The sequence below is a fragment of the Ruegeria sp. AL1 genome, assembly GCF_056540905.1.
In genome coordinates, this window is record NZ_JBQFXP010000004.1 from 31,208 (window position 1) to 57,852 (window position 26,645).

A 26,645-nucleotide genomic window follows, 5' to 3' on the forward strand; every position below is an offset into this window, starting at 1 on the left:
TCCTCTGGGTCGGGGAAATTGAGTTAAAACGCTGGATATCCGAGCGAGGCGGGCGGGGCAAGCTGGTGGTTTTGTGCTTCTTGGTGGCGCGAGGAGCCGTCTAAATCTGTTGTATCGCGAAAGGAGAAGAATTTGTCTGAGCTGGCAGAGTTGATCGCAGGTTGGGCACAACCGGGGCGGGTCGAATGGATCGGAGTGCGACCTGAACGGCGGGTGCAGATGCAAGCTGTTGGAACAAGCATCATCTCCGCAGATGGCGTGGAAGGCGACCGCGGTCGTGCGGGTAAGCGGGCGGTGACATTGATCCAGTACGAGCATCTGGCGGCGATTGGCTCTTATCTGGGGCGAGGGTCGGTTGCGCCGGAGGCCCTGCGGCGCAATCTGGTGGTTTCGGGGGTCAATCTGGCGGCGCTCAAGGGGCGGGAGGTGCAGGTGGGAGAGGCGGTTTTGCGGTTCACCGTGATCTGTGCACCCTGCAGCCGGATGGAAGAGGCTTTGGGCAAGGGGGGCTATTCTGCCGTGCGGGGGCATGGCGGGTGGTGTGCTGAAGTGGTGCGGCCCGGGCGGGTTGCGCTGGGCGATCTGGTGCAGCCGGTTGATTGACAACCAAGCGCAGTTCTGAACATCAGCAAGGGATGGAGCGTTTCCAAATCCCATATGCGCGGCCCGGGCAGGTCGTGGGGTTGTTCGGGGGGTCTTTTGATCCGCCGCATCAGGGCCATGTGCATGTCACGCGCGAGGCGATGAAGGCTTTTGGGCTGGATCGGGTGTGGTGGCTGGTGTCCCCTGGCAATCCGCTGAAGGAACGCGGGCCTGCGCCGCTACAGCGGCGGGTAAGGGCGGCGCGAGCGGTGATGGGTCATCCGCGGGTCGAGGTCACGGATATCGAGGCGCTGACGGGGACGCGGGCGACGGCGGATACGCTGGCCGCACTCAGACGGCTTTACCCGCGGGTGCGGTTCGTGTGGCTGATGGGCGCCGACAATCTGGCGCAGTTTCATCGTTGGAAAAACTGGCGACAGATCATCAACAGCGTACCTGTAGGAGTGGTTGCGCGTCCGGGGGATCGGATTTCGGCCCGGATGTCGCCTGCCGCCCGCCTCTACGCAAAATACCGGATCGACGGACAGGCAAGGCATTTGTTGGGGCGTGCTCAGGCTCCGGCGTGGTGTTTTGTGAACGTGCCGATGGTTGACGTCAGTTCAACTGATCTTCGCAATCGCGGCATCTGGGCCGATGGGGTGTTGCCGGAATGACTCCCCTCTGCGCATAATCTTAATCCTGTGATTGTCTGGATTTAAGCTCTGGGATTTTATTTACCCTATGGTCGAACGGTTTTCACGACGAAAGTTTCTGATGGGTCTTGGGGCCGTTGTAGCTCCATCCGCAGCACTGGCCGACGCGCCGCTGGTGTCTTTGCGTCCCCAGTTACGCGGCCCGAAGACAAGTGGTGCAGAACGGTTGATCCGCAATGCCGGGCTGCGCGGCGAGGTCGTCTTTGCTGTGGCCGACATCAATACCGGGACTGAGCTTGAGGCCTTTGGCGGAGATCGCGGATTGCCTCCGGCCAGTGTCGCCAAGGCCTTGACTGCGATGTATGCGCTGGATGTTCTGGGGCCTGATCATCGCTTTCAGACACGGCTGCTGGCTGATGGGCCCGTCGAGAACGGAGTTCTGAAAGGAGACCTGATACTGGCTGGTGGCGGCGACCCGCTGTTGGATACGGATGCGCTGGCTACAATGGCGGCCAATCTGCGCGAGGCCGGGATCATCGAAGTTCGTGGGGCGTTCAAGGTCTACGATGGGGCGCTGCCTTACGTGTTCAGCATTGACGCAGGCCAGCCCGATCATCTGGGATACAGTCCGGCGATCAGCGGGATGGCTCTGAATTTCAACCGCGTGCACTTTGAATGGAAGCGGGCGGGTACAAAATACGACGTCACTATGGATGCGCGCAGCGCCCGGTATGCGCCTGCGGTTGATATGGCGGCCATGACGCTCGAAAATCGCAAGGGCCCGATCTATACCTATCAGCCCAGCGCGAGGCAGGATCGCTGGACCGTCGCCCGAAGCGCGCTGGGCAATGGTGGCGCGCGTTGGTTGCCTGTGCGCAAACCGGCGCTGTACACGGGCGATGTGTTCCGGACGCTGGCGCGATCTAACGGCATCGTGCTTGGCCGCGTTCAGGTTACGCGGGAAGCGCCGCAGGGAACTGAGCTTGTCGTGCATCTCAGCGACCCGCTGGAGAGCATCCTGCGTGGGATGCTGAAATTCTCGACCAATATCACTGCTGAGATGGTTGGGTTGGCTGCTTCGATAGCGCGCGGTGCGAAGCCGCAAAACCTGACGGAGTCTGCCGCCGAAATGAACCGCTGGGCGGCCGAAACCTTCGGTGTGACAGGCATCGCCATGGTCGATCACTCGGGTCTTGGAGATAAGTCGCGCATGGCGCCGGGGGACCTGGTCAGAGCGTTGGTGGCCGCGCAGAAGGATGGGATGCTGCGGCCCTTGCTCAAGGATTACAGGCTTCTGGACAGTCAGGGACGACCCGTAAAAGACCATCCGATCAAGGTGGATGCAAAGACAGGGACGCTGAACTTTGTGTCCGGTCTGGGCGGATTCATTACCACGCCGGACGGGTCAGAACTGGCCTTTGCTATATTTACCGCAGATGTTGATCACCGCTCTACCATCCCGCGTGCACAGCGCGAACGACCCCCGGGTGCGCGCGGTTGGAACAACAGGTCACGCAGATTGCAGCGCGCGTTGATCGCGCGCTGGGGAACGCTGAGCGGAAGCTAGCCTCAGGTCGTGTGGCGTGCCCGCGCGCCGCGCTCGATGGCGGCGGCGTGAAGGCGGTCGATGTCCAGCTCGTGCCGGATTTCTTCCAGCAGGCGCAATTCCGTCTCGGCCAGAGAACCATCTGCGGCAGCCACATCACAGGCCAGCGCATAGGCGGTCTCATTGAGTCGCTCGGGCAGGCTGTCGCGGATCAGACCGAACAGCGCATCCAGACCTTCTTCCTGTTCGAACAGGTCGAACACAACCTGTGAAACGACGCGGATACGGTCGATGTCATAGCCCGCAAACACGGGCAGCATGTTGACCGCCCCTTCTATCTTGACCAATTCGGCTGTGCGGATGGTCTCGTCCGATGCCGAGATCGCGACCATGATCGCCACGAGGCAATCCTGCGGAGACATGGAGGGTGGGGTTTGCTGGGCCATGGGATCGTCCTGAACAAAAGGTCTTTGCGCGCACGATAGGAGGGGGTGCGGGGAGGTTCAACCGATTGTTTGGGGGCGGAGAAAGCGATCTGAGGGGCAAGGTTGTTCCGTATGTGACGTAATTGACGGCTTGGCGCCCAAAAGCAACCATTTCGACTTCTAATTCTAAAGCACATTTTATGTCTTTGGCCTCATTTCACGGGTATGTCGGCGGCCCGGCGTACCGCGAGAACCGAAGCAGCATAATCGCCCAATGAAATTCCTCTGAAAGCAAATGCCGCCGGTTTATTGCGCGCTCGGATATCGACTTTCCCAGTGACCAATTCCCCCAAATCGCCAGCAATTTGCTCGTATGGCAACATCGGCTTGTCGCTTTCCAGTTCCTGTTGTCGGTCGTCGACTATCACCGTTTCGAAGGCAGCCATGCCTGCTGGCATCCATGGAATGCAGATATCTGTTATCGCCGCAAAGGCGGTCGGTTTCAGCCATCGGCCATCTAAGAAGGGTTCGATAGAGTAGTCCAAAGTTATCGATGTCACTATAAGATCGGCATCACACAAAGCGTCTTTGGCATTAGTGCACGATTCAGCTTCCAGCCCCAGTCCTCGAGCATAACGACAAAATTTGTCGACATTCTCTTTGCCTCGCCCGAACACGCGGATTCGTTTCAATGAAAAAAGTTCTGAAAACGCAGCAAGATGGGAGTGAGCTTGCACCCCCGCGCCCACAAAAGCCACGGTCTCGGCATGAGGGTCAGCAAGCCTACGCGCTGCCACCACTGACAGGGCAGCAGTTCTGATTGCCGTAATCCAATTCGCTCCCAAGACCGCGCGAAGTCGTCCGGTTTGTGCATCCATAACCATGATTGCACCGTTGATTGCGGGAAATCCCCTCGCCGGATTTTGCGGACACAATGTGACCTGCTTGGTCACGATGAAATCATCATCTCCCATTGCCAAGGTAGACATTGCATAGCGTCCGTCTCCGGGCAGGATGACTGTTTTGGGAGAGGTTTGCAGCTTTCCTTTAACTTTGTCTATCAGAGCGGACTCAATGGCATCGGCAACTTCAGAAGGATGGATGCCCAAACCCCTGAGGTCCTCGTCAGACAGATAAATCAGCGCGTTCTCAGATGTCATGGCTTTCCTCACCTCAGCAATTTTGCTTTCTGACAAATACACTATTTTGGGCCGTTCTTCTTATCGGTTCACCTTCGCAGAAGAAAATTAAACCGTAACTTTCAATCGCCCGATCCAGGACGAAAAAAAGGAAATGCGTCTTCATTTCCCAAGATTGTGAACCTTGCCGAACGGCAACTTCGTCCCGCGTTGCGGACATTTGCGAGGTAGGCCTAGCATCGAACAAATGTCACTCTGGCCTTTAGAGACACGAAAATTCCCACCCTTTATTGACTCATACTGCACCTGCACAATAACAGGGGCCGGTCCGGGTGCATGGGGTGTCCGGCGCTTATCCCGATGGAGCAAATCAATGTCCGACCTGCGTGAAACCGCGATGACGTCCAAGGCGTGGCCGTTTGAAGAGGCGCGGCGGTTGCTCAAACGGTACCAGAAGGGCGCTCCGGACAAGGGGTATGTGCTGTTTGAGACGGGCTATGGCCCCTCGGGCCTGCCGCATATCGGGACCTTTGGCGAGGTGGCGCGGACCACCATGATCAAACGCGCGTTCGAGGCTCTGTCGGATATTCCGACCAAGCTGATCTGTTTCTCGGATGATCTGGACGGGATGCGTAAGGTACCCAGCAATGTGCCGAATCCTGAGATTCTGGAGCAACATTTGCAGCGGCCTCTGACCTCGGTCCCTGATCCGTTTGGCGAATACCCGAGCTTTGGCGAACATAACAACGCTATGCTGCGGCGGTTCCTCGATACGTTCGGGTTCGAGTATGAGTTTTATTCGGCCAAGGAATTCTACGAATCCGGGCAGTTCGACGAGGTGCTCAAGCGCGCGGTCGAGCGTTATGACGAGATCATGGCGATCATGCTGAAAAGCCTGCGCGAGGAACGCCAGCAAACCTATTCGATCTTCCTGCCGCTGCATCCCGAAAGCGGGCGGGTGATGTATGTGCCGATGAAGAAGGTCTGTGCCGAGACCTATACCGTGACCTTCGATGACGAGACCGGCAAGGAATGGACCGTTCCGGTCACCGGCGGAAACGTAAAGCTGCAGTGGAAGCCGGATTTCGGCGCGCGCTGGGCGGCGCTGGGCGTGGATTTCGAGATGTATGGCAAGGAACATGCCACCAACGAGAAGATCTATGACGCGATCTGCCGGGCTTTGGGTGGTCGTGCGCCCGAGCATTTTTCGTACGAACTGTTCTTGGATGAGAACGGGCAAAAGATTTCCAAGTCGTCCGGCAATGGTGTGTCGATTGACGAATGGCTGACCTATGCGCCGACTGAATCTCTGGCGTACTTCATGTATCAAAAGCCCAAGACCGCGAAGCGGATGCATTTCGACGTGATCCCGAAAGCCTATGATGAATACCATCAGCAGTTGCGCGCTTATCCGGGGCAGGATCTGAAGGCGCAGCTGAACAATCCGGTGTGGCATATTCACGGCGGGGATGTGCCTGCATCCACCCTGATGGTGCCCTTTGCGATGCTGTTGAATCTGGCTTCGGTATCCGGGGCCGAGGATAAGGAGGCGCTGTGGGGCTTTATTCGCCGTTATGCGCCCGAGGCGACGGCCGAGACGCACCCCGATCTGGATCAGGCGGCGGGCTTTGCGGTGCGCTATTTCAACGATTTCGTCAAACCGACGCGTCAGCACCGCGCACCGACGGATCAGGAGCGTGAGGCGCTGGAGGCGCTTCGGGCCGAGCTGGCGGCTTATGAAGGACCGATGGAAGACGAAGCGCTGCAATCGGTGGTCTATTCCATCGGGCGCGAGCGGTTTGATCCGATGCGCGGCTGGTTCACGGCGCTCTACGAAGTGCTGCTGGGCGCAAGCCAGGGGCCTCGTTTTGGCGGGTTCATCGCCCTTTATGGTGTGCCTGAGACGATTGCTCTGATCGACAAGGCGCTGGCCGGAGAACTGGTCTGATTTGACCTGATCGCACATGGGGCTACCCTTCGGTCAGGAGGTGGCCCCATGCGTCGACTATTGCTTGCTGTATCGCTGAGCGCCGGATTGGCCTCGGGGGCGTTTGCCCAGAACGCCGAGATCGAAGCCAATATCGCGGCGCAGATTCAGGCATTCAAGGCGGATGACTTTGCCACCGCCTTTGCCTTTGCCAGTCCCAATATCCAGAACCTGTTCCGCACCCCGGACAACTTTGGGGCGATGGTGCGCAACGGCTATCCGATGGTTTGGCGCCCAGCGGATGTGCGGTTTCTCGAACTGCGCGAAGTGGCCGGAGCCTTGTGGCAGAAAGTCATGATCATGGATGGCGAGGGCCGAGTACACATTCTGGATTACCAGATGGTGCAGCTGGAAAACGGATGGAAGATCAACGGTGTACAATTGCTTAGCCAATCCGACCCGTCGGCATAGCGCAACAGGACCGTCACGGTGATATGAGCGGCGGTTAATTCCTTTTCGATACTCAGACTTTTGCGTTTCGGGGCATATCGCCCCGGCCACTGGGTTTATGCGCGTTGCCCCTTGCTGCGGCGCGATTGGGAAAGGGATTTCTATGAACAAGGCAATCACCGACGGCATCGTGTTCATGCCGCCTGCATTCGCGAACGGTCTGAATGTCTGGTCCAGCGGCGATGGCACGCCCGGATCGCCAACCTATGAAGGGTCGGGTTCGGGTGTTTTTGTCCCGGCCGATGCCGATTTCGCCGGTTGCCTGGAAATCTTCAAGACAGCCGCCACTCAGCAACTGCGGTATATGGGGCAAACTCAGCTTTTGCCGGGATGTTATTTGCAGATCAAGGCGCGGGTTAAAGCCATCAGTGGACCGTTGCCGTCCGTTCGAATTGCCGGCTGGGCCGGGGGCGCCGGTGATGTGCATGTTCCGGGATTGATCGAACAAGGACCGGCGACGCAGCTGACCGGATATGGCAGCGTCCATGAGATTACCGCCATTGTGGGAACCGGTCTGCGGCCCGGCGTGGACATGTCCTGGGGGGCATCGGCCATTTACGGGCATTTCGGGTTGGATATCGAGGGGGCAAACGGCGCGGTTGTCCGTGTCGATGATATCGAGATTTCAGATATCACACGTGTCTTTCTGCGCGACATGATCGGTGTGGTGGATGTGCGCGATTTCGGCGCGGTGGGTGATGGTACGACAGACGACTCGACGGCCTTCGAGGCCGCCGATCAGGTGGCAAATGGCCGTCGCGTTTACGTACCGCAAGGGGTGTTTCATCTGGCGCAGAACACGAGTCTCGCGTCGGAAATCGAGTTTGACGGCACCGTCACGATGCCGGATGACAAGATGCTGTTGCTGACAAAGAATTTTGATTTGCCAACATATATCTCTGCTTTCGGAGACGAGGCCTTGGCCTTCAAGAAGGCGTTTCAGGCTTTGCTGAATAACTCGGACCATGAATCGCTGGACATGGGTGGCCGCAAGATCTCGGTCGATGCGCCGATCGATATGGCGGCTGCTGTGCCGAACCGAACCGGTTATGCCACCCGGCGTGTCATTCGCAACGGTCAGTTTGACGTGAAAAGCAGCAGCGCCTGGGACACCAGCAGTTTCACCTCGGTTGCGACCTATGATCCAAATGATCCGTTCAAGCTGACCAATGTCGCCAATGTCGCCAACATCCCCGTGGGAGCGCTGGTGGAAGGCAGCGGAGTTGGTCGCGAAATCTACGTGCGTTCGAAAGATGACGCCGCTGGTGAAATTACCTTGAATGCACCAATTTATGATGCGGCAGGAACCCAGAACTTTACGTTCACCGCGTATCAGTATGTTCTGGATTTCAGCGGTTTCAGCGCGTTGCAGAAGTTCAACATGGAAGGAATTGAGATTCAATGTAATGGCCGGTGCAGTGCAATCCGGCTGGCCCCGTCCGGCAATACGTTTGTTCTGAAGGACTGTTTCATCAGCCGCCCGAAAGATCGCGGGATCACGTCCATCGGGACCGGTTGTCAGGGCATGCTGATCGACGGTTGCCAGTTCCTGTCTACTGAAGAAAGTCTGGACGTGGCAGATCGCAGTTCGATTGCGCTGAACAGCAACGCAAACGACGTGAAACTGCGTCACAACCGCGCCACCCGCTTTCATCACTTTGCGGTCTTGGGCGGCGACAACAACCTGGTCCTTGGAAACCACTTCTTTCAGGGCGATAACGTCACAAATGGCATTCGCAACGCGGGTCTGGTTCTGATTGGCGGTTATAACAGCTCGTCCGTTGCCGAGAATTACGTCGACAACTGCTTTATCGAGTGGACCAACGAACGGGACACCAACCCGGTTTATACAACCGGTTTCTCGTTCAGTGCGCTGAGTGTCACGGACAACATCTTCTATTCCAGCGATGTAGCGCCCTGGTTCAGCTATTTTGTGGTGCGGCCTTATGGCAGCGGTCACTATCTGAACGGCGTGACGGTGACCGGGAACAAGTTCCGTGTGAACAACGTCAATATTGACCGGGCCGAGCGGGTGGATACCAGTTTCGCCGACCTCAATCACGACCGGCACGTAAACGTTGCGTTTGAAAACAACACCTTCCACAAAATTACCACTCCGTGTGCAAACCCGCTGCGCATTCGACATTCGCAGAACTCGACCTCGTCCGCGTGGCTGATCAATTCGCAGGGTCGGTTGCCCTTTGGCGCCAAGGCGCGGGGTTGTGATGCAGTGGTGACCCTTGGTGCCCTGAAAACCGTTCTGAACAGGACGCTTTACGGCACCCCATATGTTGAACTGAATCAGGGGACAGGTCAGAGCAATGTCCGGCTGCGGTGGTCCGAGGCGGTGAAAGGCACGGCTTCGGTGACTATGCGGATGGAGCGATAGATGCGAAACCGGTTGACCGCAGCGTGTGCTGCGGTCAGCTTTTTTGCCGGAATTTCAATCACAAAGTTTTGCAGTTTATGATTGCCTGAGGAAATCTTGTGTTAGTCTCGAAGCCGAGACAGGAGAATCCAGATGCCCAAGATTTCCAAAGACAACACTACTCAGACCGTTATCACTACATTTGAAATGACCCCCGGAACCTGCCAAGATTTGCTTGAGGCGCTGACGGATGCTTACGCGGAATTTATTTCAAAGCAGCCTGGCTTTATTGCGGCCGGATTGCATGTGAACGATGCGCAGACGCGGATCGCAAATTATTCACAGTGGGCACGGCGCGAGGATTTTCTGGCAATGCTGCGCACCTCAGAGATGCGGGATCGCAATCGCAAAATCAATGAACTTTGCAAGAGCTTTGAGCCGGTCATGTACGATGTCGCTGAAACATTTGGCGAATCCTGACCTGGATCAAAGCCGAATATCGAAATCGAGGCCAGGATAAGCGTGTAATCACGGAGGCCTCGTTATGTATCACAAGATTCTTGTCCCCATCTCATTTGACGCAACGCGGGATATTTCAGGGCCGATCAAGCTGTCACGGCTTCTTGCGACACCCGAGGCCGAGATAATACTTTTGCATGTGGTCGAACACATCCCGGATTATGCAATTTCGTATATGCCGGCTGAATACCTGAGCCAGGCCCGCAAGGCCATTCAGGATGAGCTTGACAAGCTGGCAGCCGATTTGCCCAACGCGCATGGATTGGTGGTCGAGGGGCATTCCGGGCGCACTATTCTGGATTGGGCCCAAGCGAACAAACCGGATCTGATCATCATGGCATCTCATCGTCCGGGCATGCAGGATTTGCTGCTTGGCTCGACAGCGGCGCATGTGGTGCGGCACGCCGCTTGTGCTGTCCACGTCGTGAGATAAACGCATGTTCACAAGCTTTGGTCGCCTGAAATATCGTGCGTTTCAGGCTCTTGTCACGCGTTGGCCTCGGCTTTGCCACATATCTGCGGTAGGGCTGGCGGTATGTCAGCCGATACCCATCCAGATCAGCAATCAGGTAAGACCCGCCGGGCGACAAAACGTCAAAGGCGCGCGGACAAAACGCGTCGCAAGGCATTGTCGCCTTTTCGTATCCTATTCATGATCATGGCTTTGCCGCTGAGCACCGGGCTTATAGCGATCGGAGTTTACATGCGGGTCAGCGAATACGACCGTGAAGGCGCAGTGATCCACCTGATCGCGATGGCAGGGTGCGATGCAGCGGCATCGATGGGAATTGGTCCGTTTTATGAAGGCGGGCCCGGGTATCATCTGAGAAACGATCCCGACCAGGACGGGGTGGCCTGTGAACGCAACGGGTTCGCGGATGAGCGAATCGCCGTCCCGCCAGGTACAAGTGCTGACCGATCACAGCCAAAGCCTGCGCCTGGTCAGCGCACTGTCGGAACGGCCAAATTCCTCAGACCATAAGGGCGACAGCTTGCTGATCGGTGAGGGGTTGTAAGCAATTAACCACTTCGTGTTAGATCGGGCTCTTGTCAAATCAACCCCTTTCGTGTTTTGTCACCGCGATGGTTCCTAACCGCAGATTGCGGGACGGGATAAAAGGGAATACGGTGCGGTCGGTTTCATCGACCAAATCCGTGACTGCCCCCGCAACTGTAGGCGGTGAGCGACCCGAGATCGTCCACTGGGCATTGGCCTGGGAAGGATCGGGACAGCGTTGACCCGCAAGTCAGGAGACCTGCCATCCGATAAATAACGAACCTGGGCGGGGTGTCCCAGAGGGGAATGACAGTGTTTCATGCGGCGTCGCCGTACAAAACTTTGCACTCGCCTCACCCTGATCCGAACCGAGGAGGCGAAGTCTTTGCCGATGAAAAACCCAGTTGTCCGACCCCGCGAATCCTGTGGGGTGTGTTTGGCCGAACCTGCGCGGCGCCACGGTGACACGGGCTGCGGAGTGGCCCGATGACCCGGCGCGTGCGTGACCTGAACCCGGACATGCCTCAAGGTCGCTGTTTCACAGAATTCAGCGTACCGGTGCTGGTCGCAGGGGCGTTGGCGCTTTCGGCGGTGTTGTGGCTTGCCATTTATGCGGTGATCTGATGTCGGCTGTTCTTCAAATTCGCGATCTGACGCTGGGATACCGGGATCTGACGCTGTTCCATCGCCTGTCCATGGACATCGAGGCAGGAACTACGCTGGCGGTGCTGGGTGCCAACGGAGCGGGCAAAAGCACATTCGTAAAGATGCTGCTGGGTCTGATGGACCCGCTGTCTGGCAGCCTGAACTGGCCCAACGGACGCCCTCGTGAAATTGGCTATCTCGCGCAGATGACCGAGTTCGACCGGCGCTTTCCCATCCGCGTCCGCGACCTTGCTGCGATGGGCGCGTGGCGGGGCTTTGGCTTCCGGACCGGGCTGGATGCCGCGGCGCGCGCGCGGATGACCGAGGCTCTGGACGAAGCCGGGGTGCTGGACATCGCGGATCGCCCTCTTCACATGCTGTCCGGTGGTCAGCTTCAGCGCGCCTTGTTTGCGCGGGTCATCATGCAGGACGCCCCGCTGATCTTGCTGGACGAACCCTTTGCGGCGGTCGATCAAAGCACCGAAGCCCATCTGTTGTCGATTATCCGCCGGTGGCGCGACGAAGGACGTGCTGTTGTGCTGGTGGTGCACGATCTGTCTTCGGTTCTCGATCATTGCAGCCACGCGTTGCTGCTGGGCGGGCAAGAGGCCACGCATGGTCCCGTCAACGATGTACTGACCCCTGACAGGCTGGTCGCTCAGGGGTATCTGTCGGAAAGCCAGGCCTCGTGGATGTTCCGGGGTGACCCAGCAAAAACGGAGCCTGCGCATGTTTGATCTTATCAGTGAAATGTGGGGTTTTGCATTCATGCGCCGCGCATTTGTCGCGACCACGGTGCTGTCAGCCTCGGTCGCCCCCGTCGGCGCGTTTCTGGTCCTGCGTCGCCTGTCTCTGGCGGGAGAGGCGATGGCCCATGCGATCACGCCCGGCATCGTCATCGGTTTCGTGACGGCAGGTCTGTCGGTCATGTCGCTGCTGGTCGGAGGGCTGATTGCGGGCGTGGGCGTTGCCCTGCTGACCGCGATGCTGGCGCGCCGTACCATCCTGCGCAGCGATGCCAGCCTTGCCTCGCTGTATCTGATCGCTCTGGCGGTGGGTATCTTCATCTTGTCGGCGGCAGGGTCTGCGGTTCCATTGAAGAGTTTCCTTTTCGGCTCGATCCTAGGCATTGATGATGCGTCCATGCTGCTTGTCGGGGGGGTGGCGACTGTTACGCTGGTCTCGTTCGCGGTGCTGCTGAGGCCCCTGATCGTTAGCACCTGCGATCCGGTCTTTTTTGAAACCCAGACGCGGCGGCCATGGCTGGTCGATCAGGGCTTTATGCTGCTGTTGGTCCTGAACCTGCTGGCGGCGTTCAAGACACTGGGCACTCTGATGGCGGTGGGTCTGATGATCCTGCCGGCGACCGCTGCGCGCTATTGGGCCAGCACGATCACCGGGCAGCTGGTGTTGGGCTTTATCTTCGCTCTCGCAAGCTGCTGGATCGGATTGACCCTGTCATACCTGTTCCCTGAAACCCCGTCCGGCCCGGCCATTGTGCTGGTTGCGGGCAGCTTTTTCCTGATCTCGGCCATTTTTGGGCCGCTTGGCTTTGGCAGACGGCCGCGCAAGACGTCTGTTCCAAAAGACACTCCGGTTGCGCAAATTCAACATGAAGAGAGAGCACAATGACTCTTGTTAAGTCCCTCTATGCCGGCATTGCGTCGGTGTCGTTTGCTCTGGCCGCATTTCCGGCCTTGGCTGCTGAAGATGACGTGAAGATCGTCGCCAGCTTCTCGATCCTCGGTGACATGGTGGAAGAGGTGGTGGGCGATCTGGCCACTGTCACAACCATTGTGGGCCCCGATGCCGACGCGCATGTGTACCAGCCATCGGTCGCCGATGCCCGTGCAGTGGCCGAGGCGGATATCATTTTTGTAAATGGTTTGGGCTTTGAGACATGGTCTGACACTCTGATCGCGGAATCAGGTACCGAAGCCGTGGTGCATGTCGCAACCGAAGGCGTCACGCCGGTTACGGTTGACGGCGAGATCGACCCCCATGCCTGGAATGCGTTGTCGAATGGTGTGATCTATGTGACCAATGTCGCGGCCGCCATGACAGAGGCCATGCCCGAGCATGCCGACCAGATTGCAACCAACGCCAATGCTTATATTGCCGAGCTTGAAGCGCTGGATGCCGAGACCAAGGCGAAACTGGCAGACCTGCCCAAGAACCGCCGCACCGTTGTGACCGCTCATGACGCGTTTGGTTATCTGGCCGATGCTTATGGCCTGACTTTTCTGGCCCCTGTCGGGATCGATACCGAGGCCGAGCCCTCGGCCCGTGATCTGGCTGTTCTGATCGATCAGTTGAAAGCGGAAGGTGCAGCGGCGCTGTTTGTCGAAAACATCACCAGCCCCGCGCTGGTCGAACAGATTTCGTCGGAAACGGGCATCGTGATTGGTGGGCGTCTGTTTTCGGATGCGCTGTCGGAACGCGGCGGCCCGGCGACAAGCTATCTTGCGATGTTCCAGCACAACCTTGGTACATTGCTGGATGCACTGGCGCACGAAACAGCAAGCTGATTGGAAACCAAAGGGCGAGGCAGCGGTCACTCCGTTGCCTCGCAAACCCTGTGTGCAGGATGCTCAGATCTGACGCGCAAGTGTTGCCCAGAACGCAATTCCATGCGCGACAGCCGCGTCGTTGAAATCATAAGCCGGATTATGCAGTGGCATCGCGGACGCGCCTTCGGTCCCGTTTCCCATCAGGACGAACGCACCCGGACGGTGCTGCAGAAACGCGGCGAAGTCCTCGGAAAATCCGACACGCCCGAAATCGGCATCCACTGATCCAACTGTCTCGGCTGCCCTGACTGCGATAGCTGTCGCGCCCGGATCATTGACGAGGGGCTGGAAGGACGTAGTGTAATCCACTTGCGCCGACGCGCCTTGCGCTACGCAAATCCCTTCGACAATGGCACGTATTCTGCTTTCGATGGCTTTGGACACGTCGTCCGAAAATCCACGGCAATCACCTTTCAGCACGACAGTGCTGGGCAAGATATTGCGCGCTCCATCGGTCAGAAACTCGGTGACCGAGACGACGGCATGGGCGCTGGGTGGCAAGGTACGAGAGACGATGGATTGCAACTGCAGGACGATTGAAGACCCGACAACAAGCGGATCGATTCCCCGCTCGGGCATCGAGGCATGACCGCCGCGCCCTTTGATCCTGATCTCGAAATTGTCCTCGAAGGTACAGAACGGACCGGCCTGCGTGGCGAAATGACCAAGCGCCATGCCCGGCATGTTGTGCAACCCGTAGATCGACGCCATCGGAAACCGCTCGAACAAACCATCCGAGATCATGGCCTCTGCGCCGGTCCCGTTTTCTTCATCCGGCTGAAAGATGAAGTGGATGGTCCGGTCCAGCGAGGGGTCCGACGCCAGCTTCATCGCAGCCCCCAGCAGCATAGTGCTGTGCCCGTCATGCCCGCAGCCATGGAATTTACCCGGAATCGTCGAGCAGTGGGCGAATGTGTTGGCTTCTTGAATGGGCAGCGCATCCATATCCGCCCGAAATCCGATTGCGGTGTCATCGGGGCCGCGTCGAAGGGTCGCCACAAGGCCAGTTTTGCCGATGCCGCGCATAACGTCCAAACCCGCTGCCTCAAGCCGGGTGGCAATCAGCCCGGCAGTCCGATCCAGATCAAACCCGGTTTCCGGATGAGCGTGCAGATCGCGGCGAAAGGCAGCCAGATCAATCATCCGAAACACCGCCTTCAGACAAGATGACAAGGGGCAAGACATCGTCCCGGAACATGCATGCGGCCAACCCTGCCGCCCCCGAAGGCGTGGTCGAGAACCCAAGATCACGGGCCATTTCTACCGCTGATTCCGCCTGCGCATCGCTGATGGTGACCCACTCGTTTGCGCAGTCCTTCAGGATGTCCAGCGCCAACATCGATGGCGTTTTGCAGTCCAGCCGTCCCATGTTCGAGACAGGCCCTTCGACCGTAACCATGTGACCGGCCAGGGCGCTGTCACGCAGGCACGGGGCGGCGTCGGGTTCAACCACGGTAATTTTGGGCTGAACCGGCCAGTTGGACCGGATCATATAGGCAACGGCTGCAGCCAGCCCGCCAACACCAGCCTGCAAATAGACATGGCTTGGCCATTGCCCACTGTCTTCCAGCGCGGCGCGCATTTCTTCGGCCAATACCGTGTACCCCTCCATCACCAGACGCGGAGGTTCGGTGTATCCTGGCCATGACCCATCGGCGAGATGGATTGCGCCGGTTGCCTCAGCATCTGCGATGGCTGCGGCAACGCTTTCCTCGTAATCCGCGCCCGAACGAACAACCTCGGCCCCTTTGTCCTGCAGGCGCCGGGCAAAGTCTTCGGGCACGGTTTGGGATAGATGAATGCGGGACCGGGCTCCGAACAGGCGTGCACCTGCAGCCACGGCCATGCCATGGTTGCCAGCACTGGCGCACACGAATGTCATGGTGCCCGCAATTGCACGCGCAGGGGCGTCCAGAAGAGCGGCTGGTTCCACCACCTCGCCGATGTGTGCTTCGATCAACCGGGCGACCGCATAGACACCGCCCAGGGCTTTAAAGGCCCCAAGGCCCATCCTTTTGGTCTCGTCCTTGATCAGAACGGGGCGCCCTTCAAAGCTGCGGCTTTCCAGGGGAGAAGGCTCATATACAGGACATGCCCGCAACAAGGCTGCCGGCGCGTTTGCGTCGAGAGATATGGTGTTTTTCATTCCCTTGTTGTATCGAGTTTCTTTGCTGTGTTTTGATCATTTGGTGATATTTTATGAGAAATTTTCTCGTTTACAGTAGGCACATACATGAAACTTGATCGTTCCGACCGAAAGTTGCTGAGCCTGATGCAGGTTGACGCTAAGATGGGGCTGGACGCTCTTGCGTCAGAAACCGGTCTCTCGGTTGCGTCCGTCCAGCGGCGCTTGAAGGCGCTCAGGCATGCGGGCGTCATTCGGGCAGAGGTCGCAATCGTCGACCCCAAAAAGGTCGGCGTCACCATGAGCTTCATTGTCACGGTGGAGTTGGAGCGCGAACGTCAGGACCAGATCGATGCCTTCGCACGGCAGGTTCAGTCGGAACCCATGGTGCAGCAGTGTTACTACGTCACCGGGGACGCCGATTTCTGCATGATTTGCACCGCGCGAGATATGGATGACTTTGAAAAGCTCACGCAGCGTCTGTTCTTTGACAACTCGAATGTCCGCCGGTTCCGGACATCTGTGGTGATGGGACGCAAAAAAGTGGGTCTGAGCGTACAGGTTGACGGGCCGGAGTAAGCCCGGCGCTCTGCTCGCTCTGTCTTAGCCTTTTACCGCGCGTTGCCATTTTGCGAAAAAACTCTTTGTTTTTAAGCTGACTTTTGTCGTGGGTTGCCGTCTATTGCCATATATTGGCAAAAATCGCTGGGTATAAGGCTGGGTAACCGGCGCACTGGCAAGTGAGGCCGGGCAAATTGAGCCCCTGTGCGTGGAGTTCTAATCCTTCGAAGACAAGATGATGAAAATCTCATCAAAGGACGTCGCAGACCATTTCCAGTGAACACGCTTATCTGTGGTATCAATTTGTAGGCATTTTTTTCGCCCGATTCGTTGAAATAGATTTTAGGAGATTTGAAATGGATATTCTTTCCAACCTCAGTGACACGCCACGTTCTGATTGGGTGCCTCAACAAGTTCTAACGATAGGTCTCTGTCTGGAAGCTGCGGAATCTGACGAGAACCTTTTGGCAGAGCTGGCAATCAACCCAGGACAGGTTTTTGCGGATGCAGGATTTCCGCTGCAGACACGGGACTTCAAAGACTTTAACCGCTTTTGCTTTGAAGAGTTGGGTCTCGGCGACGTTTTCGAACAGATGTCCAGCGAGGCAAGTTTCTCGGAAATTAACGGGATAGAATGCACGTTGTGCAAAGTCGGCTGCTACACGATTGCGGCGGCGATTGTCGCCGCCGGGGTTGTCGGGATCAAGCTCATGACGGTCACTTCGGCGCCAGTTGTTGCTTTGGCCGCCTTTGCCGGGGTGTCCGCAAAGGCGGCGCTCATGTTTATTGTGGGGCTGACTTCTGTCGTAGGTCAGGGTGTCGCTTATGTTGCGAGCCAGATATGCCAATGGACAAAGGCCTGTCCTTAAAGTTGGTATTGAAGTGCGAAGGATCAGAGCAAGGTTGGTTTACCCCTCCGCGTTGCCAAACCTCATCGTCGACAGAAACACAAGCCGTGTGACCTGTAGGTAGAAATACATCTTACTGCTTGGATGTGGACGAAGTGAGCGACCGGGGTCGTGAACCAAGCTGAATGTCCCAACTCGCAGCCGGTCCAGTTTGGGCCGGTTGTTTTGTTGCAGGTCCTGTCACAGGGTCGATCTTGACTGTATCACGCGTTTTCCGACATTCGTGGATCTGCTTGCGGGTCAGACTGATATCTTCTGATCCGGATAATTGTTCTGCGTTGGAATAGTTGGTTTTTTGGTTTCTCTGCACTCCGACGCTGCATCGTATTCGTCAACCATTCGTGCAATCCCATAACCTGTACCACCGCCGTATCAGAGATTATCAGCGTTCAATGGGTGCAACGAAGTTGTCTCATGGAAGTGACCGGGTATCCAACCAAACGGCAAGATTGCCTGCTGCTCCAACACAGGAACGAGCGGCTGAGCATCAAAAACAAATTGATGGGAATAACATCGGGCGTGGGCACGCCGCCTCAAGAGAGGTGGTTTAAATTTATGTGGTTGAGGGGTGCAATGGTAGCGGAGGAGGGACTTGAACCCCCGACACGCGGATTATGATTCCGCTGCTCTAACCAACTGAGCTACTCCGCCATGAGTGAGAGGCGATGTAAGGGAGGTACTGCAGAGGGTCAAGAGGGAAATGCGCTAAGCGGGATGGAAATGTCGGGATCGCGTTTCAGGTGGGTGCGGCGGCGTCAGGGTTTGCCGAAGCGCTTTGCGCGACCTTGCGGATAAAGCGCGCGCACGCGTTGGGTTCCGTGATCAGGATCATATGGCCCAGACCCTCCAATGCCTCGTAGCTCAGGCCAAACTTGGTCATGCGTTCGCCGTGTATAGAGGCTGACAAGATCGGATCTTCGGTGCCGAACAAAATGCCGCCGGGGATATCGAGGTCGGGATAGCGATTGGTCTGGGCCTCAAGGCTGGCTTCGATGCCAATCACATCCTGCGACGCGGTGATGAAGGCCGAAGGGCGCAGGCCAAGCGCACCGCCTGCGCGGTCCAGAAAGTCCTCGGGCGCGGGTTCGGGCGCAAAAACATCCTTCAGAACCAAAGGTGCGGTCTTGCGGGCCATGGGCACGGCGATCGTATGTCCGATGAGATTTCGCAGCCAGCCGGTCCGAATTTCCAGCGGTTTGAAAACCGGCGGTGTACCCGGCATCTTCTGGGTCAAGGGGGCCAGCAGGGCGAGCGCCGAAACGTCCCCGGGGAAATCCAGAGCCATGGCCAGCGACACGGCTCCTCCCAGTGAATGCCCAACCAGGATCGGGTTGTTGATACCTTTGGCGTCAAGGCATTCGTGAATCATTCTCGCCTGTTCCGGCAGGTTGGCAAGTTCGGCACGGTCACGGGTCGAGTAACCACATCCGGGGCGATCTACCGCCACCACATGGAAGTCATCCGCCAGCACATCCATCAGCGCATAAGTGAAATGCTGCAATTGCCCGGATAACCCGTGGATCATCACAATGGAGGGGTTGTCGGGGTTTCCCTTTTCCACATAATGGATGCTCCCGCCGGACACGGGCATAATTTGACCCAGCTGCGGCACCATCTGCTGACCTTGCCGGGTCAGACTTCGCGTCCAGAGGTGCATCCCCAATAGAAATGCCGCAAGCAGAGCCAGGATTGTCAGAAAAATCATACTGTGTCTCCCTGTCTCGGCGCTGCGGGCTCGTATTGTTCCAGACCCGAACCGGCCATGCGTTTTCTGAATTCTGTTACCGTACCGGGCCATAACGTGGTGTTGCGTCCTTGTGCATCCTGATACCACGAGGTGCAGCCGCCCATTTGCCACACGCTGTCGGCGTGCCGGTCCTTCATCTCGGCGGTGAAGGCGGTTTGCTTTTCGGGTGAGGGAGTGATTGTTTTCAAGCCTTGGTCCTGCATCCCGGACAGAACGCGCCCGACATGGTCCACCTGCGCCTCAATCATCAGAACGACCGAGTTATGCCCCAGTCCGGTATGCGGACCCAGCAGGATGAAGAAGTTCGGGAACCCCACAATCGCAGTTCCAAGATGCGCGGTCATTCCATCCGCCCAGGCTTGTTTAAGAGTCAGACCATCCGTGCCGCTGATATCCAGGCGCTCGACCACGTCGGTCACATGAAATCCGGTGCCCCAGACCAGTATGTCCGCCTCGGTTTCCGTGCCATCGGACGCGATAATCGTATTGCCCCGGATCGAGGCGACACCGTGCGGAACCAGATCGACATTGTCGCGTGCCAGCGTCGGGTACCAGTCGTTCGAGCTGAGGATGCGCTTGCAGCCGATTGTGTAATCCGGTGTCAGGTGCTTCCTGAGGTTCGGGTCCCGGATCGCGCGCTCCAGCGATTGTTGCCACATCTTCAGGGCAAAGGCGACGGCTTTGGGTTCGCCTCTGAACACGCGATGGCGGAATTCGAACAGCGCATAAATCAAGTGCCGCCGCGTGCGTGCCAGCAGCGGAAGGGCGCGGTAAAGACGGCGCAGCCAGGGCGCAATGGGCCCGTCCGGGCGGGGCAGAACGTAAGGTGCGCTACGCTGAAAAACCGTGACCCGCGCGGCGGATTTGGCGATTTCGGGCACGAACTGAACCGCCGATGCGCCGGTGCCGATAACGGCAATGCGCTTGCCCTCCAAAGGCACCTGATGGTCCCATTCAGCGGAATGGAAACTGGCACCGGCAAACCCGTCCGCGCCGGGGATCTTCGGAATGTGCGGGACATGCAGCGCACCAATGGCGGATACGAGAAACCGTGCCGACCACCTGTGGCCGTCTTGCGTTTCAACCTGCCAGCGGGTGCCATCCCATCTGGCCGACTTCAGTTCTTGATGGAAATGGCACAGATCATACAACCCTTCGTCGCGCGCGACGCGCTGCAGATAGGACTGAATTTCTGCCCCACCGGCATAGGCGCGGCTCCAGTTCGGGTTGGGGTGACTTGCCATGGAATAAAGGTGCGAGGGCACATCGCAGGCCACGCCCGGATAGGTGTTCTCGCGCCATGTGCCGCCAATATCCCCGGCTTTTTCCAGTATCGTAACGGATTTGAGGCCACGATTGCGTGCCTCTAGCGCCATGGTCAGGCCCGAGAAGCCCGCGCCGACAATCAGCATTTCGGTTTCGGACACCATGATGATCCTCTCCCCTCGTGCGTATCGGACTTGGCGTCTTTCAGAATATGGGTGCGTGCTGAAGATTGAACAGGATGACTTTGGGTCACGCCACCGCACCGAGGATTTCCGGAGACGGACGCGGCAGCGAGTCCAGCAAACGAAAGACGGTTTCGCGGCATTCGGGTCCCGCCCAATCGGATGGATAAAAGGCCAGCGGCAAATCCGGTTGCCGCAGCACGACACGCCGCCAGCGATGCACCAAAAGGGTCCGCAGTGTTGCAGTCTGAAACGGCGTGGCCTCCCATCTGTCGGGGCGCAGGGCCAAGGTGCGGGCGGCGTCGCGCTGCAATGCCTGGCATGCCGCACGCAGCTCGGAAGGGCAAAGACGATCCTGCACCCAGGCCGGTGCGGATTGCGGTGATATGTTGAGCGCCAGCAAGCCTTCGGTCTGATCGGGCACTGGCCCGACCCCCAGCGCGACATTGCGCCCAATCGGCGTATAGTCGTGGCTGAGCATGATATCTTCCAGAACCTTCGTCCCCGTTCCGTCTTCGGCGATCAGTATATGCCAGTGCAGCGTCTGGGCCGGATCACGTGCGTAGATGCGTGGCGTGACCGCAGCGGACTGGCTGCGCCCGAAATCGGTCAGCACATGGCGTGATTCCCGCCCGATACGGTCACTTTTAATCCAGCCGTCCTTTCGCAGTCGATGGACGGCTACGCGGATCGCTTCGGGTTTGATCCCGATGGGCTCGATAATGCGCGTCAGGGCCCCGCCCGATATCTGTGCTCCCGGTTCTTGCGCCATATCACCGAAAAGCGACACGATAATCGACCACACCCGCTGATCCTGCGGGTCCTTCAATTCGGCGACAGCCGTGTTGAACCACGTGTCCTGGCTGGTCATGCGCCCAGTTTAACCCGCCGACGCCAATAAGAAAAACAGATTCACATTCAGAACGCGTTCATTGTCAGCAGTTGGTACTCGGCAACCTGTTCGTCGTCCTGATTGGTCAGGGTGACATGCCATCGGACCTCGCCATATTCCTCGTTTCGAGGGGTTTTCTGCTGGACGGTCAGGCGGACCTTGATGCTGTCACCAGCCACGACCGGTTTCATGAACCGCAGCCCGTCCAGCCCGGTATTGGCCAGCACCGGCCCCTCGTTCGGTTCCACGAACAGGCCCGCCGCAAAGCTGAGCAACAGGTAGCCATGCGCCACGCGACCGGGGAAGAACGGATTTCGCGCCGCTGCGTCCTCGTCCATATGGGCATAGAACGTATCGCCGGTGAAATTGGCGAAATGTTCGATATCGTCCAGCGTGATCGTGCGCGGATCGGTGTGCAGCGTCTCGCCGATCTGCAGCTCTCCGAATGTGCGGGTGAAGGGGTGCGCGGGGACTTTGATCTCGGGCGCTCCGGGCACCCATTTGGGGCCGATGCTGCTGAGCATCCGGGGTGAACCCTGAATGGCGGTGCGCTGCATATAGTGTTTCACGCCGCGCACGCCGCCCAGTTCCTCGCCCCCGCCTGCACGGCCCGGTCCGCCATGCACCATATGCGGCAGCGGCGAGCCATGGCCGGTCGATTCCTCCATCGAGTCGCGGTCGTTGATGTAGACCCGCCCATTATAAGCAGCCGCGCCTAGCACCACGTCGCGGGCAACATCGGTATCATGGGTGATCAGCGAGGTCACCAGCGACCCCTGGCCGCGATTGACCAGCGCCACCGCATGATCCAGATCGCGATAGCCCATCAGGGTCGAAACCGGGCCGAAGGCCTCGGTATCGTGCACCCGCTGGGCGCTGTCAGGATCGGCACAGTGGAACAGCATCGGGGGCACGAAGGCTCCGGTCTCGGGGCCTTGCAGGTCGAAGGTATCGGGGTTGCCGAACACGCGCTCGGCCTCCTGCCCGATCAGGGCGGCCTTTTCCAACACGTCAGCCTTTTGGCCGTTCGACACCAGCGCGCCCATGCGCGTGGTTTCGGCCCGAGGGTCGCCGATGGTGATCTTTGCCAGCCGGTCCGACAGCGCGGCGATCACCGCATCGACCTGCGCTTCGGGTGCGATGATCCGGCGGATGGCGGTGCATTTCTGGCCTGCCTTGGTGGTCATCTCGCGGCTGACCTCTTTGACGAACAGGTCAAACTCGGGCGTTCCGGGGGCGGCATCCGGGCCAAGAACCGAGGCGTTCAGGCTGTCTTGTTCTGCCACGAACCGGACCGAGTTCTGCAGGATCGCAGGCGTCTGCCGCAGCTTGAGCGCGGTGCTGGCCGAACCGGTGAAGCTGACCACATCCTGACAGCCCAGATGATCCAGCATGTCGCCCAACCCGCCGGACACCAGTTGCAGCGCTCCGGCAGGCAGGATGCCGCTGTCCAGCATGATCCGCATCGCCAGTTCGGTGACATAGCAGCTGTTGGTGGCAGGTTTCACGATGGCGGGGACGCCAGCCAGCAGGGTCGGGGCCAGCTTTTCCAGCATTCCCCAAACGGGGAAGTTGAAGGCGTTGATATGAACCGCCACACCCTGCAGAGGGGTGCAGATGTGCTGGCCCAGAAACGTACCGTTGCGCGACAGTTGCTCGGTGTCGCCGTCCAGATAGACCTGCGCATCCGGCATCTCGCGCCGCCCTTTCGAGGCAAAGACAAACATCGTGCCGATGCCGCCGTCGATATCGATCAAGTGGTCTTTCTGCGTTGCCCCGGTCTCAAAACTCAGGTCATAGAGCGCCTGTTTATGCGCCGATAGCTCCTGCGCCAGAGCTTTCAGCATCCGGGCGCGGTCGTGGAATGTCAGCTTGCGCAGGGCGGGGCCACCTGTATTTCGCGCGTAGTCCAGCATCGCCCGCACGTCGAGCGCCGCGTTTCCGGCGGTCGCAAAGGGCGCGCCCGTGATGGCCGACGCGATGGTGCGCGCGCCGTCGCCGGGTGCGATCCATTGGCCGGCGGCAAAGCTGGAAATCTGATGCAGGGACATGGTGTTCTCCTGTTTTAAGCGGGGGCCTAGTGCCCCAACGCGCCCATTTGCTGCGGCAGGTACAGAACCACGATGGGCACCAGCACGATCAGCGCGAGGCGAAAGATATCGGCGACCCAAAACGGGGTGACGCCGCGAAAGATTGTGCCGGTCGAAACGTCTCCGACCACGCCTTTCAGGATGAAGACGTTCAGCCCAACGGGCGGCGTGATCAGCGAGATTTCGGTGACCACCACGACGACGATGCCGAACCAGATCGGATCATAGCCCAGCGATGTGACCAGCGGGAAGAAGATCGGGACGGTTAGCAGCAGCATCGAGAGCGACTCGAACACGCAACCCAGGATGATGTAAATGCCGAGGATCATCAGGATCACCACAAACGGCGCGACGTCATAGGCGGTGACCATCGCGATCAGGGCTTCAGGTAAACCGGCGAGGTTGATGAAGTTCGAGAAAATCTGCGCACCGATCAGCACTGCGAACAGGGCCGAAGCAGTGAAGCAGGTTTCTTTCAACACTTCGAAGGTTGACCCGACGGTCAGGCCGCCACGAAACAGGGCGATCAGAAAAGCCCCGGCAGCGCCCATGCCTGCGGCCTCGGTGGGAGAGAAGGTAAGGTTCAGGGGTTCAAAATCAAAGGCTCCGTAAAGCCCGCCGATGACCAGAAAGAACAGCAGTAGCACGGCCCAGACCGAGCCCAATGCGCGGATACGTTCGGACCATGTGGCGCGTTCTCCGGCGGGGCCGGACTCGGGGTTGCGCCAGACGGTCCAACGCACGGCGAAGAGGTAGAACAGAATGCCGAGGATGCCGGGGATGATGCCCGCCATGAACAGCTTGCCGATCGAGGTTTCGGTCAGCAGCCCGTAGATGACAAGAATGACCGATGGCGGGATCAGGATGCCCAGCGTGCCGCCCGCCGCAATCGACGCGGTCGACAACTCATCGGAATAACCATAGCGCCGCATCTGCGGCATCGCGACCTTGGACATGGTGGCCGCCGTGGCCAGCGACGAGCCGCAAATGGCCGAGAACCCGCCGCAGGCCGCGACGGTTGCCATGGCGATGCCGCCCCGCATATGGCCGAGAAAGGCGTTGGACACCGCATAAAGCTCGCGCGCCATGCCGCCCTTGTTGACGAACAGGCCCATGAGGATGAACAGCGGCACCACCGACAGGCCGTAATCCTGCGCGGTATCGGTGATCTGGCGGCCCACCATGGACATGGCGGCCTTGAGACCCCGTTCGGACAGGATCGACCCGCCGCGCTCATACGCAAAACCCAGCGTGCCGACCAGGCCCATGGCAAAGACGATGGGCAGGCGCATCAGCACCAGTATCAGGACAATCGCAAATCCGATCAGCGCAGCGGTCATTGCAGGGGCTCCGACAGGGTATTGGGGGCGAAGGCTTTCAGCAGGCCGGTGGCGATCATCACCAGCGCGGTGATGGCGACGGACAACGCGATGAACCAACCGATCAGGTAGGTGGGGATCGAGAGATACTCGGTCACATCCCCATAATCCCGCGCGCGTTCGGCCAGAACCCAGACGCGTTGCACGGGCCAGAACAGCATGATGCCGCTGGCCACATAGATCACCACATCGCGGGCGCGCGACAGGTGCAGGCGGTTGAAGAACCCGTCTGTCAAGTCGACCGCGATATGCCCGTTTGTGGTCGAGACGATGGGCAGCACCGAAAACACCAGAATGGCCATCAGGATGCGCGTCAGCTCGGTCGCCGCCTCGATCGGTGCGTTGAAGACCGAGCGCAGGATCACATCGCAAAAGGTCATCACCATCAAGATGAACAGGGCAACGCAAGCGACGATCACGGGAAGGGCGCTGGCACGGCGCACAAGCTGGATTATCGGGGTCATGGGAAACTCACGCAGGGTGGGGCAGGGCGGCAGAAAACCGCCCTGCAATCGGATCAGTTCGAGGACATTTCCGATTTGATCATGTCATACGCCGCTTGGGCATCAACGCCCGTCGCGTCAACTTCGGAGATGACCTTGCCGCGAATGTCTTGGGCAATCGCCGAGAACTTCTCAAGATCGGCATCGGTGGCGGCATTGATTGCGTTGCCATCGGTGGCTTCTGTCGCCTCACGGCCGGAAGCGTCGATCTCATCCCAGATCTTGCCGATTTCACGGCTCAGCGGTTCACCGAACACGTTTTCGTCCAGCGCCGCCTGCAGGTCAGCGGGCAGATCGGCAAAGGTGTCTTCGTTCATGATGAAGGCGAAGGAGCCACGGTACAGACCGCCGGGCATTTCATAGACGTTCTGCGCCACCTCGGTCAGCTTGAAGCCTTTGCGGGATTCGAACGGCATCACAACGCCGTCGGCGGCTTTCGAGGCCAGCGTTTCATAGACCTTTGGCGCGGGCACCTGAATGCCGGTCGCGCCAAGCGCGGCGCCCACGTCACCCCCAACGCCGCCGGGGATGCGGACCTTGAGGCCTGACACTTCGTCCAGCGAGGTCACGGGGCTGTTGGAATGCAGCTGCGCGGGGCCGTGGGTGTGCAGCGCGATGACCTTTACGCCGCGATGCTCATCTGCAGCTTTCAAGTGCGCATCATAGGCGCGCCAATAGGCGACCGAAGCCTCCTCGGCCGAGCCTTCATAGCCCGGCAGTTCGATCAGCTTGGTGGTGACAAAGCGACCCGGCTGATAGCCGTGGAAGATGATCGAGGCATCAGCGGCGCCGTCCATGATCAGGTCCATCTGCGCGGGCGGCGGGGCGATGCCCAGCTTGAGTTCTGCGGTGACTTTGCCGTCAGTCGCCTCTTCGACCATCTCGACGAATTTGGGCCACATCTTTGCGTTGATGCCATGGGTCGGCGGGGCCCAGCTGGAAATCGTCAGGGTGTAATCGGCAGCAAAGGCGATGGTGCCGGACACCGCCAGCGTTGCCGAGGCCAGCAGGGTGGTGAGCTTGGTGAATTTCATGACCGGGTCTCCTCCTCAAAAGCGCGGATCGTTAATTTGCTAATGGCCGGTTTTGTAACCATCAACGCTGTCTTCAC

At 58.7% G+C, this 26,645-nt stretch carries 26 protein-coding genes, 1 tRNA gene and 1 riboswitch; of the genes, 15 read left to right on the forward strand and 12 right to left on the reverse strand.

Features of this window, described 5'->3' with window-relative positions; translation table 11 throughout:
• Window positions 1-132 precede the first annotated feature (132 nt).
• From ACRZ9X_RS07455 to dacB, 3 genes are all read left to right on the forward strand, one after another.
• A complete protein-coding gene (locus ACRZ9X_RS07455) occupies window positions 133-603 on the forward strand; it encodes an MOSC domain-containing protein (protein WP_480517367.1) in 471 nt (156 codons plus the stop codon).
• A gap of 32 nt (window positions 604-635) precedes the next feature.
• Window positions 636-1,256: a nicotinate-nucleotide adenylyltransferase gene (locus ACRZ9X_RS07460; RefSeq protein WP_480517369.1), complete on the forward strand. Its 621-nt coding sequence runs from the start codon at window positions 636-638 to the stop codon at window positions 1,254-1,256.
• Window positions 1,257-1,323: 67 nt separating this feature from the next.
• Entirely contained in the window at window positions 1,324-2,802 is a 1,479-nt protein-coding gene (dacB, locus tag ACRZ9X_RS07465) for a D-alanyl-D-alanine carboxypeptidase/D-alanyl-D-alanine endopeptidase (protein WP_480517371.1), read from the forward strand.
• 2 nt (window positions 2,803-2,804) lie between these two features.
• Here dacB and ACRZ9X_RS07470 read toward each other — a convergent pair whose 3' ends face one another.
• Both ACRZ9X_RS07470 and ACRZ9X_RS07475 read right to left on the reverse strand, forming a co-directional pair.
• On the reverse strand, window positions 2,805-3,227 hold the full coding sequence (locus tag ACRZ9X_RS07470; protein WP_480517373.1) for a tellurite resistance TerB family protein: 423 nt from the start codon (window positions 3,225-3,227) through the stop codon (window positions 2,805-2,807).
• 191 nt (window positions 3,228-3,418) lie between these two features.
• Window positions 3,419-4,366 (reverse strand): ornithine cyclodeaminase family protein, encoded by a 948-nt coding sequence (locus tag ACRZ9X_RS07475; RefSeq protein WP_480517375.1) that lies wholly within the window; start codon window positions 4,364-4,366, stop codon window positions 3,419-3,421.
• A gap of 352 nt (window positions 4,367-4,718) precedes the next feature.
• Here ACRZ9X_RS07475 and ACRZ9X_RS07480 point away from each other — a divergent pair, with 352 nt between their 5' ends.
• The 10 genes from ACRZ9X_RS07480 to ACRZ9X_RS07525 all read left to right on the forward strand — a co-directional run bounded on the left by ACRZ9X_RS07480 (window position 4,719) and on the right by ACRZ9X_RS07525 (window position 13,839).
• Window positions 4,719-6,293: a lysine--tRNA ligase gene (locus ACRZ9X_RS07480; protein WP_480517376.1), complete on the forward strand. Its 1,575-nt coding sequence runs from the start codon at window positions 4,719-4,721 to the stop codon at window positions 6,291-6,293.
• A 48-nt stretch (window positions 6,294-6,341) separates the two neighbouring features.
• Window positions 6,342-6,743: a DUF4864 domain-containing protein gene (locus ACRZ9X_RS07485; RefSeq protein ID WP_480517378.1), complete on the forward strand. Its 402-nt coding sequence runs from the start codon at window positions 6,342-6,344 to the stop codon at window positions 6,741-6,743.
• Window positions 6,744-6,885: 142 nt separating this feature from the next.
• Window positions 6,886-9,171 (forward strand): glycosyl hydrolase family 28-related protein, encoded by a 2,286-nt coding sequence (locus ACRZ9X_RS07490; protein WP_480517380.1) that lies wholly within the window; start codon window positions 6,886-6,888, stop codon window positions 9,169-9,171.
• A gap of 132 nt (window positions 9,172-9,303) precedes the next feature.
• Window positions 9,304-9,630 (forward strand): antibiotic biosynthesis monooxygenase family protein, encoded by a 327-nt coding sequence (locus tag ACRZ9X_RS07495; protein ID WP_480517382.1) that lies wholly within the window; start codon window positions 9,304-9,306, stop codon window positions 9,628-9,630.
• A 64-nt stretch (window positions 9,631-9,694) separates the two neighbouring features.
• Entirely contained in the window at window positions 9,695-10,102 is a 408-nt protein-coding gene (locus ACRZ9X_RS07500; RefSeq protein WP_480517384.1) for a universal stress protein, read from the forward strand.
• Between the two features lie 102 nt (window positions 10,103-10,204).
• Window positions 10,205-10,651, forward strand: coding sequence for an excalibur calcium-binding domain-containing protein (locus ACRZ9X_RS07505; RefSeq protein ID WP_480517386.1), 447 nt, complete (start codon window positions 10,205-10,207; stop codon window positions 10,649-10,651).
• 85 nt (window positions 10,652-10,736) lie between these two features.
• Window positions 10,737-10,947: riboswitch (cobalamin riboswitch) on the forward strand.
• 205 nt (window positions 10,948-11,152) lie between these two features.
• Window positions 11,153-11,290: a hypothetical protein gene (locus tag ACRZ9X_RS07510; protein ID WP_480517388.1), complete on the forward strand. Its 138-nt coding sequence runs from the start codon at window positions 11,153-11,155 to the stop codon at window positions 11,288-11,290.
• Entirely contained in the window at window positions 11,290-12,048 is a 759-nt protein-coding gene (locus ACRZ9X_RS07515) for a metal ABC transporter ATP-binding protein (RefSeq protein ID WP_480517390.1), read from the forward strand. Before ACRZ9X_RS07510 ends, ACRZ9X_RS07515 begins: the two co-directional genes overlap by 1 nt.
• On the forward strand, window positions 12,041-12,943 hold the full coding sequence (locus tag ACRZ9X_RS07520; RefSeq protein ID WP_480517392.1) for a metal ABC transporter permease: 903 nt from the start codon (window positions 12,041-12,043) through the stop codon (window positions 12,941-12,943). Before ACRZ9X_RS07515 ends, ACRZ9X_RS07520 begins: the two co-directional genes overlap by 8 nt.
• Window positions 12,940-13,839, forward strand: a complete 900-nt coding sequence (locus ACRZ9X_RS07525) for a metal ABC transporter solute-binding protein, Zn/Mn family (RefSeq protein ID WP_480517394.1) — start codon at window positions 12,940-12,942, stop codon at window positions 13,837-13,839. Before ACRZ9X_RS07520 ends, ACRZ9X_RS07525 begins: the two co-directional genes overlap by 4 nt.
• Window positions 13,840-13,902: 63 nt before the next feature.
• Here the strand turns inward: ACRZ9X_RS07525 and ACRZ9X_RS07530 are convergent, their stop codons facing one another.
• The gene (locus ACRZ9X_RS07530; RefSeq protein WP_480517396.1) at window positions 13,903-15,024 is read right to left on the reverse strand and encodes a M20 aminoacylase family protein; all 1,122 of its coding nucleotides are present in this window, start codon (window positions 15,022-15,024) and stop codon (window positions 13,903-13,905) included.
• The gene (locus ACRZ9X_RS07535) at window positions 15,017-16,027 is read right to left on the reverse strand and encodes a pyridoxal-phosphate dependent enzyme (RefSeq protein ID WP_480517397.1); all 1,011 of its coding nucleotides are present in this window, start codon (window positions 16,025-16,027) and stop codon (window positions 15,017-15,019) included. Before ACRZ9X_RS07535 ends, ACRZ9X_RS07530 begins: the two co-directional genes overlap by 8 nt.
• 87 nt (window positions 16,028-16,114) lie before the next feature.
• Here ACRZ9X_RS07535 and ACRZ9X_RS07540 point away from each other — a divergent pair, with 87 nt between their 5' ends.
• Together ACRZ9X_RS07540 and ACRZ9X_RS07545 are read left to right on the forward strand one after the other, a co-directional pair.
• On the forward strand, window positions 16,115-16,585 hold the full coding sequence (locus ACRZ9X_RS07540) for an Lrp/AsnC family transcriptional regulator (RefSeq protein WP_480517399.1): 471 nt from the start codon (window positions 16,115-16,117) through the stop codon (window positions 16,583-16,585).
• Window positions 16,586-16,923: 338 nt separating this feature from the next.
• Window positions 16,924-17,436, forward strand: a complete 513-nt coding sequence (locus tag ACRZ9X_RS07545; protein WP_480517401.1) for a hypothetical protein — start codon at window positions 16,924-16,926, stop codon at window positions 17,434-17,436.
• A 613-nt stretch (window positions 17,437-18,049) separates the two neighbouring features.
• Here ACRZ9X_RS07545 and ACRZ9X_RS07550 read toward each other — a convergent pair.
• From ACRZ9X_RS07550 to ACRZ9X_RS07585, 8 genes are all read right to left on the reverse strand, one after another.
• Window positions 18,050-18,126, reverse strand: a tRNA-Met gene (locus ACRZ9X_RS07550).
• 85 nt (window positions 18,127-18,211) lie between these two features.
• Window positions 18,212-19,180 (reverse strand): alpha/beta fold hydrolase, encoded by a 969-nt coding sequence (locus tag ACRZ9X_RS07555; RefSeq protein WP_480517403.1) that lies wholly within the window; start codon window positions 19,178-19,180, stop codon window positions 18,212-18,214.
• The gene (locus ACRZ9X_RS07560; RefSeq protein WP_480517405.1) at window positions 19,177-20,652 is read right to left on the reverse strand and encodes a flavin-containing monooxygenase; all 1,476 of its coding nucleotides are present in this window, start codon (window positions 20,650-20,652) and stop codon (window positions 19,177-19,179) included. Before ACRZ9X_RS07560 ends, ACRZ9X_RS07555 begins: the two co-directional genes overlap by 4 nt.
• An 85-nt stretch (window positions 20,653-20,737) precedes the next feature.
• On the reverse strand, window positions 20,738-21,541 hold the full coding sequence (locus ACRZ9X_RS07565) for a PaaX family transcriptional regulator C-terminal domain-containing protein (protein ID WP_480517407.1): 804 nt from the start codon (window positions 21,539-21,541) through the stop codon (window positions 20,738-20,740).
• A gap of 47 nt (window positions 21,542-21,588) precedes the next feature.
• Complete coding sequence (gene paaZ / locus ACRZ9X_RS07570; RefSeq protein WP_480517409.1) at window positions 21,589-23,613, reverse strand: phenylacetic acid degradation bifunctional protein PaaZ; 2,025 nt, start codon at window positions 23,611-23,613, stop codon at window positions 21,589-21,591.
• A gap of 26 nt (window positions 23,614-23,639) precedes the next feature.
• Window positions 23,640-24,992, reverse strand: coding sequence for a TRAP transporter large permease (locus ACRZ9X_RS07575; RefSeq protein ID WP_480517411.1), 1,353 nt, complete (start codon window positions 24,990-24,992; stop codon window positions 23,640-23,642).
• Complete coding sequence (locus tag ACRZ9X_RS07580; protein ID WP_480517413.1) at window positions 24,989-25,495, reverse strand: TRAP transporter small permease; 507 nt, start codon at window positions 25,493-25,495, stop codon at window positions 24,989-24,991. Before ACRZ9X_RS07580 ends, ACRZ9X_RS07575 begins: the two co-directional genes overlap by 4 nt.
• Window positions 25,496-25,548: 53 nt before the next feature.
• Window positions 25,549-26,568 (reverse strand): TRAP transporter substrate-binding protein, encoded by a 1,020-nt coding sequence (locus ACRZ9X_RS07585; protein WP_480517415.1) that lies wholly within the window; start codon window positions 26,566-26,568, stop codon window positions 25,549-25,551.
• Between the last annotated feature and the right edge of the window lie 77 nt (window positions 26,569-26,645).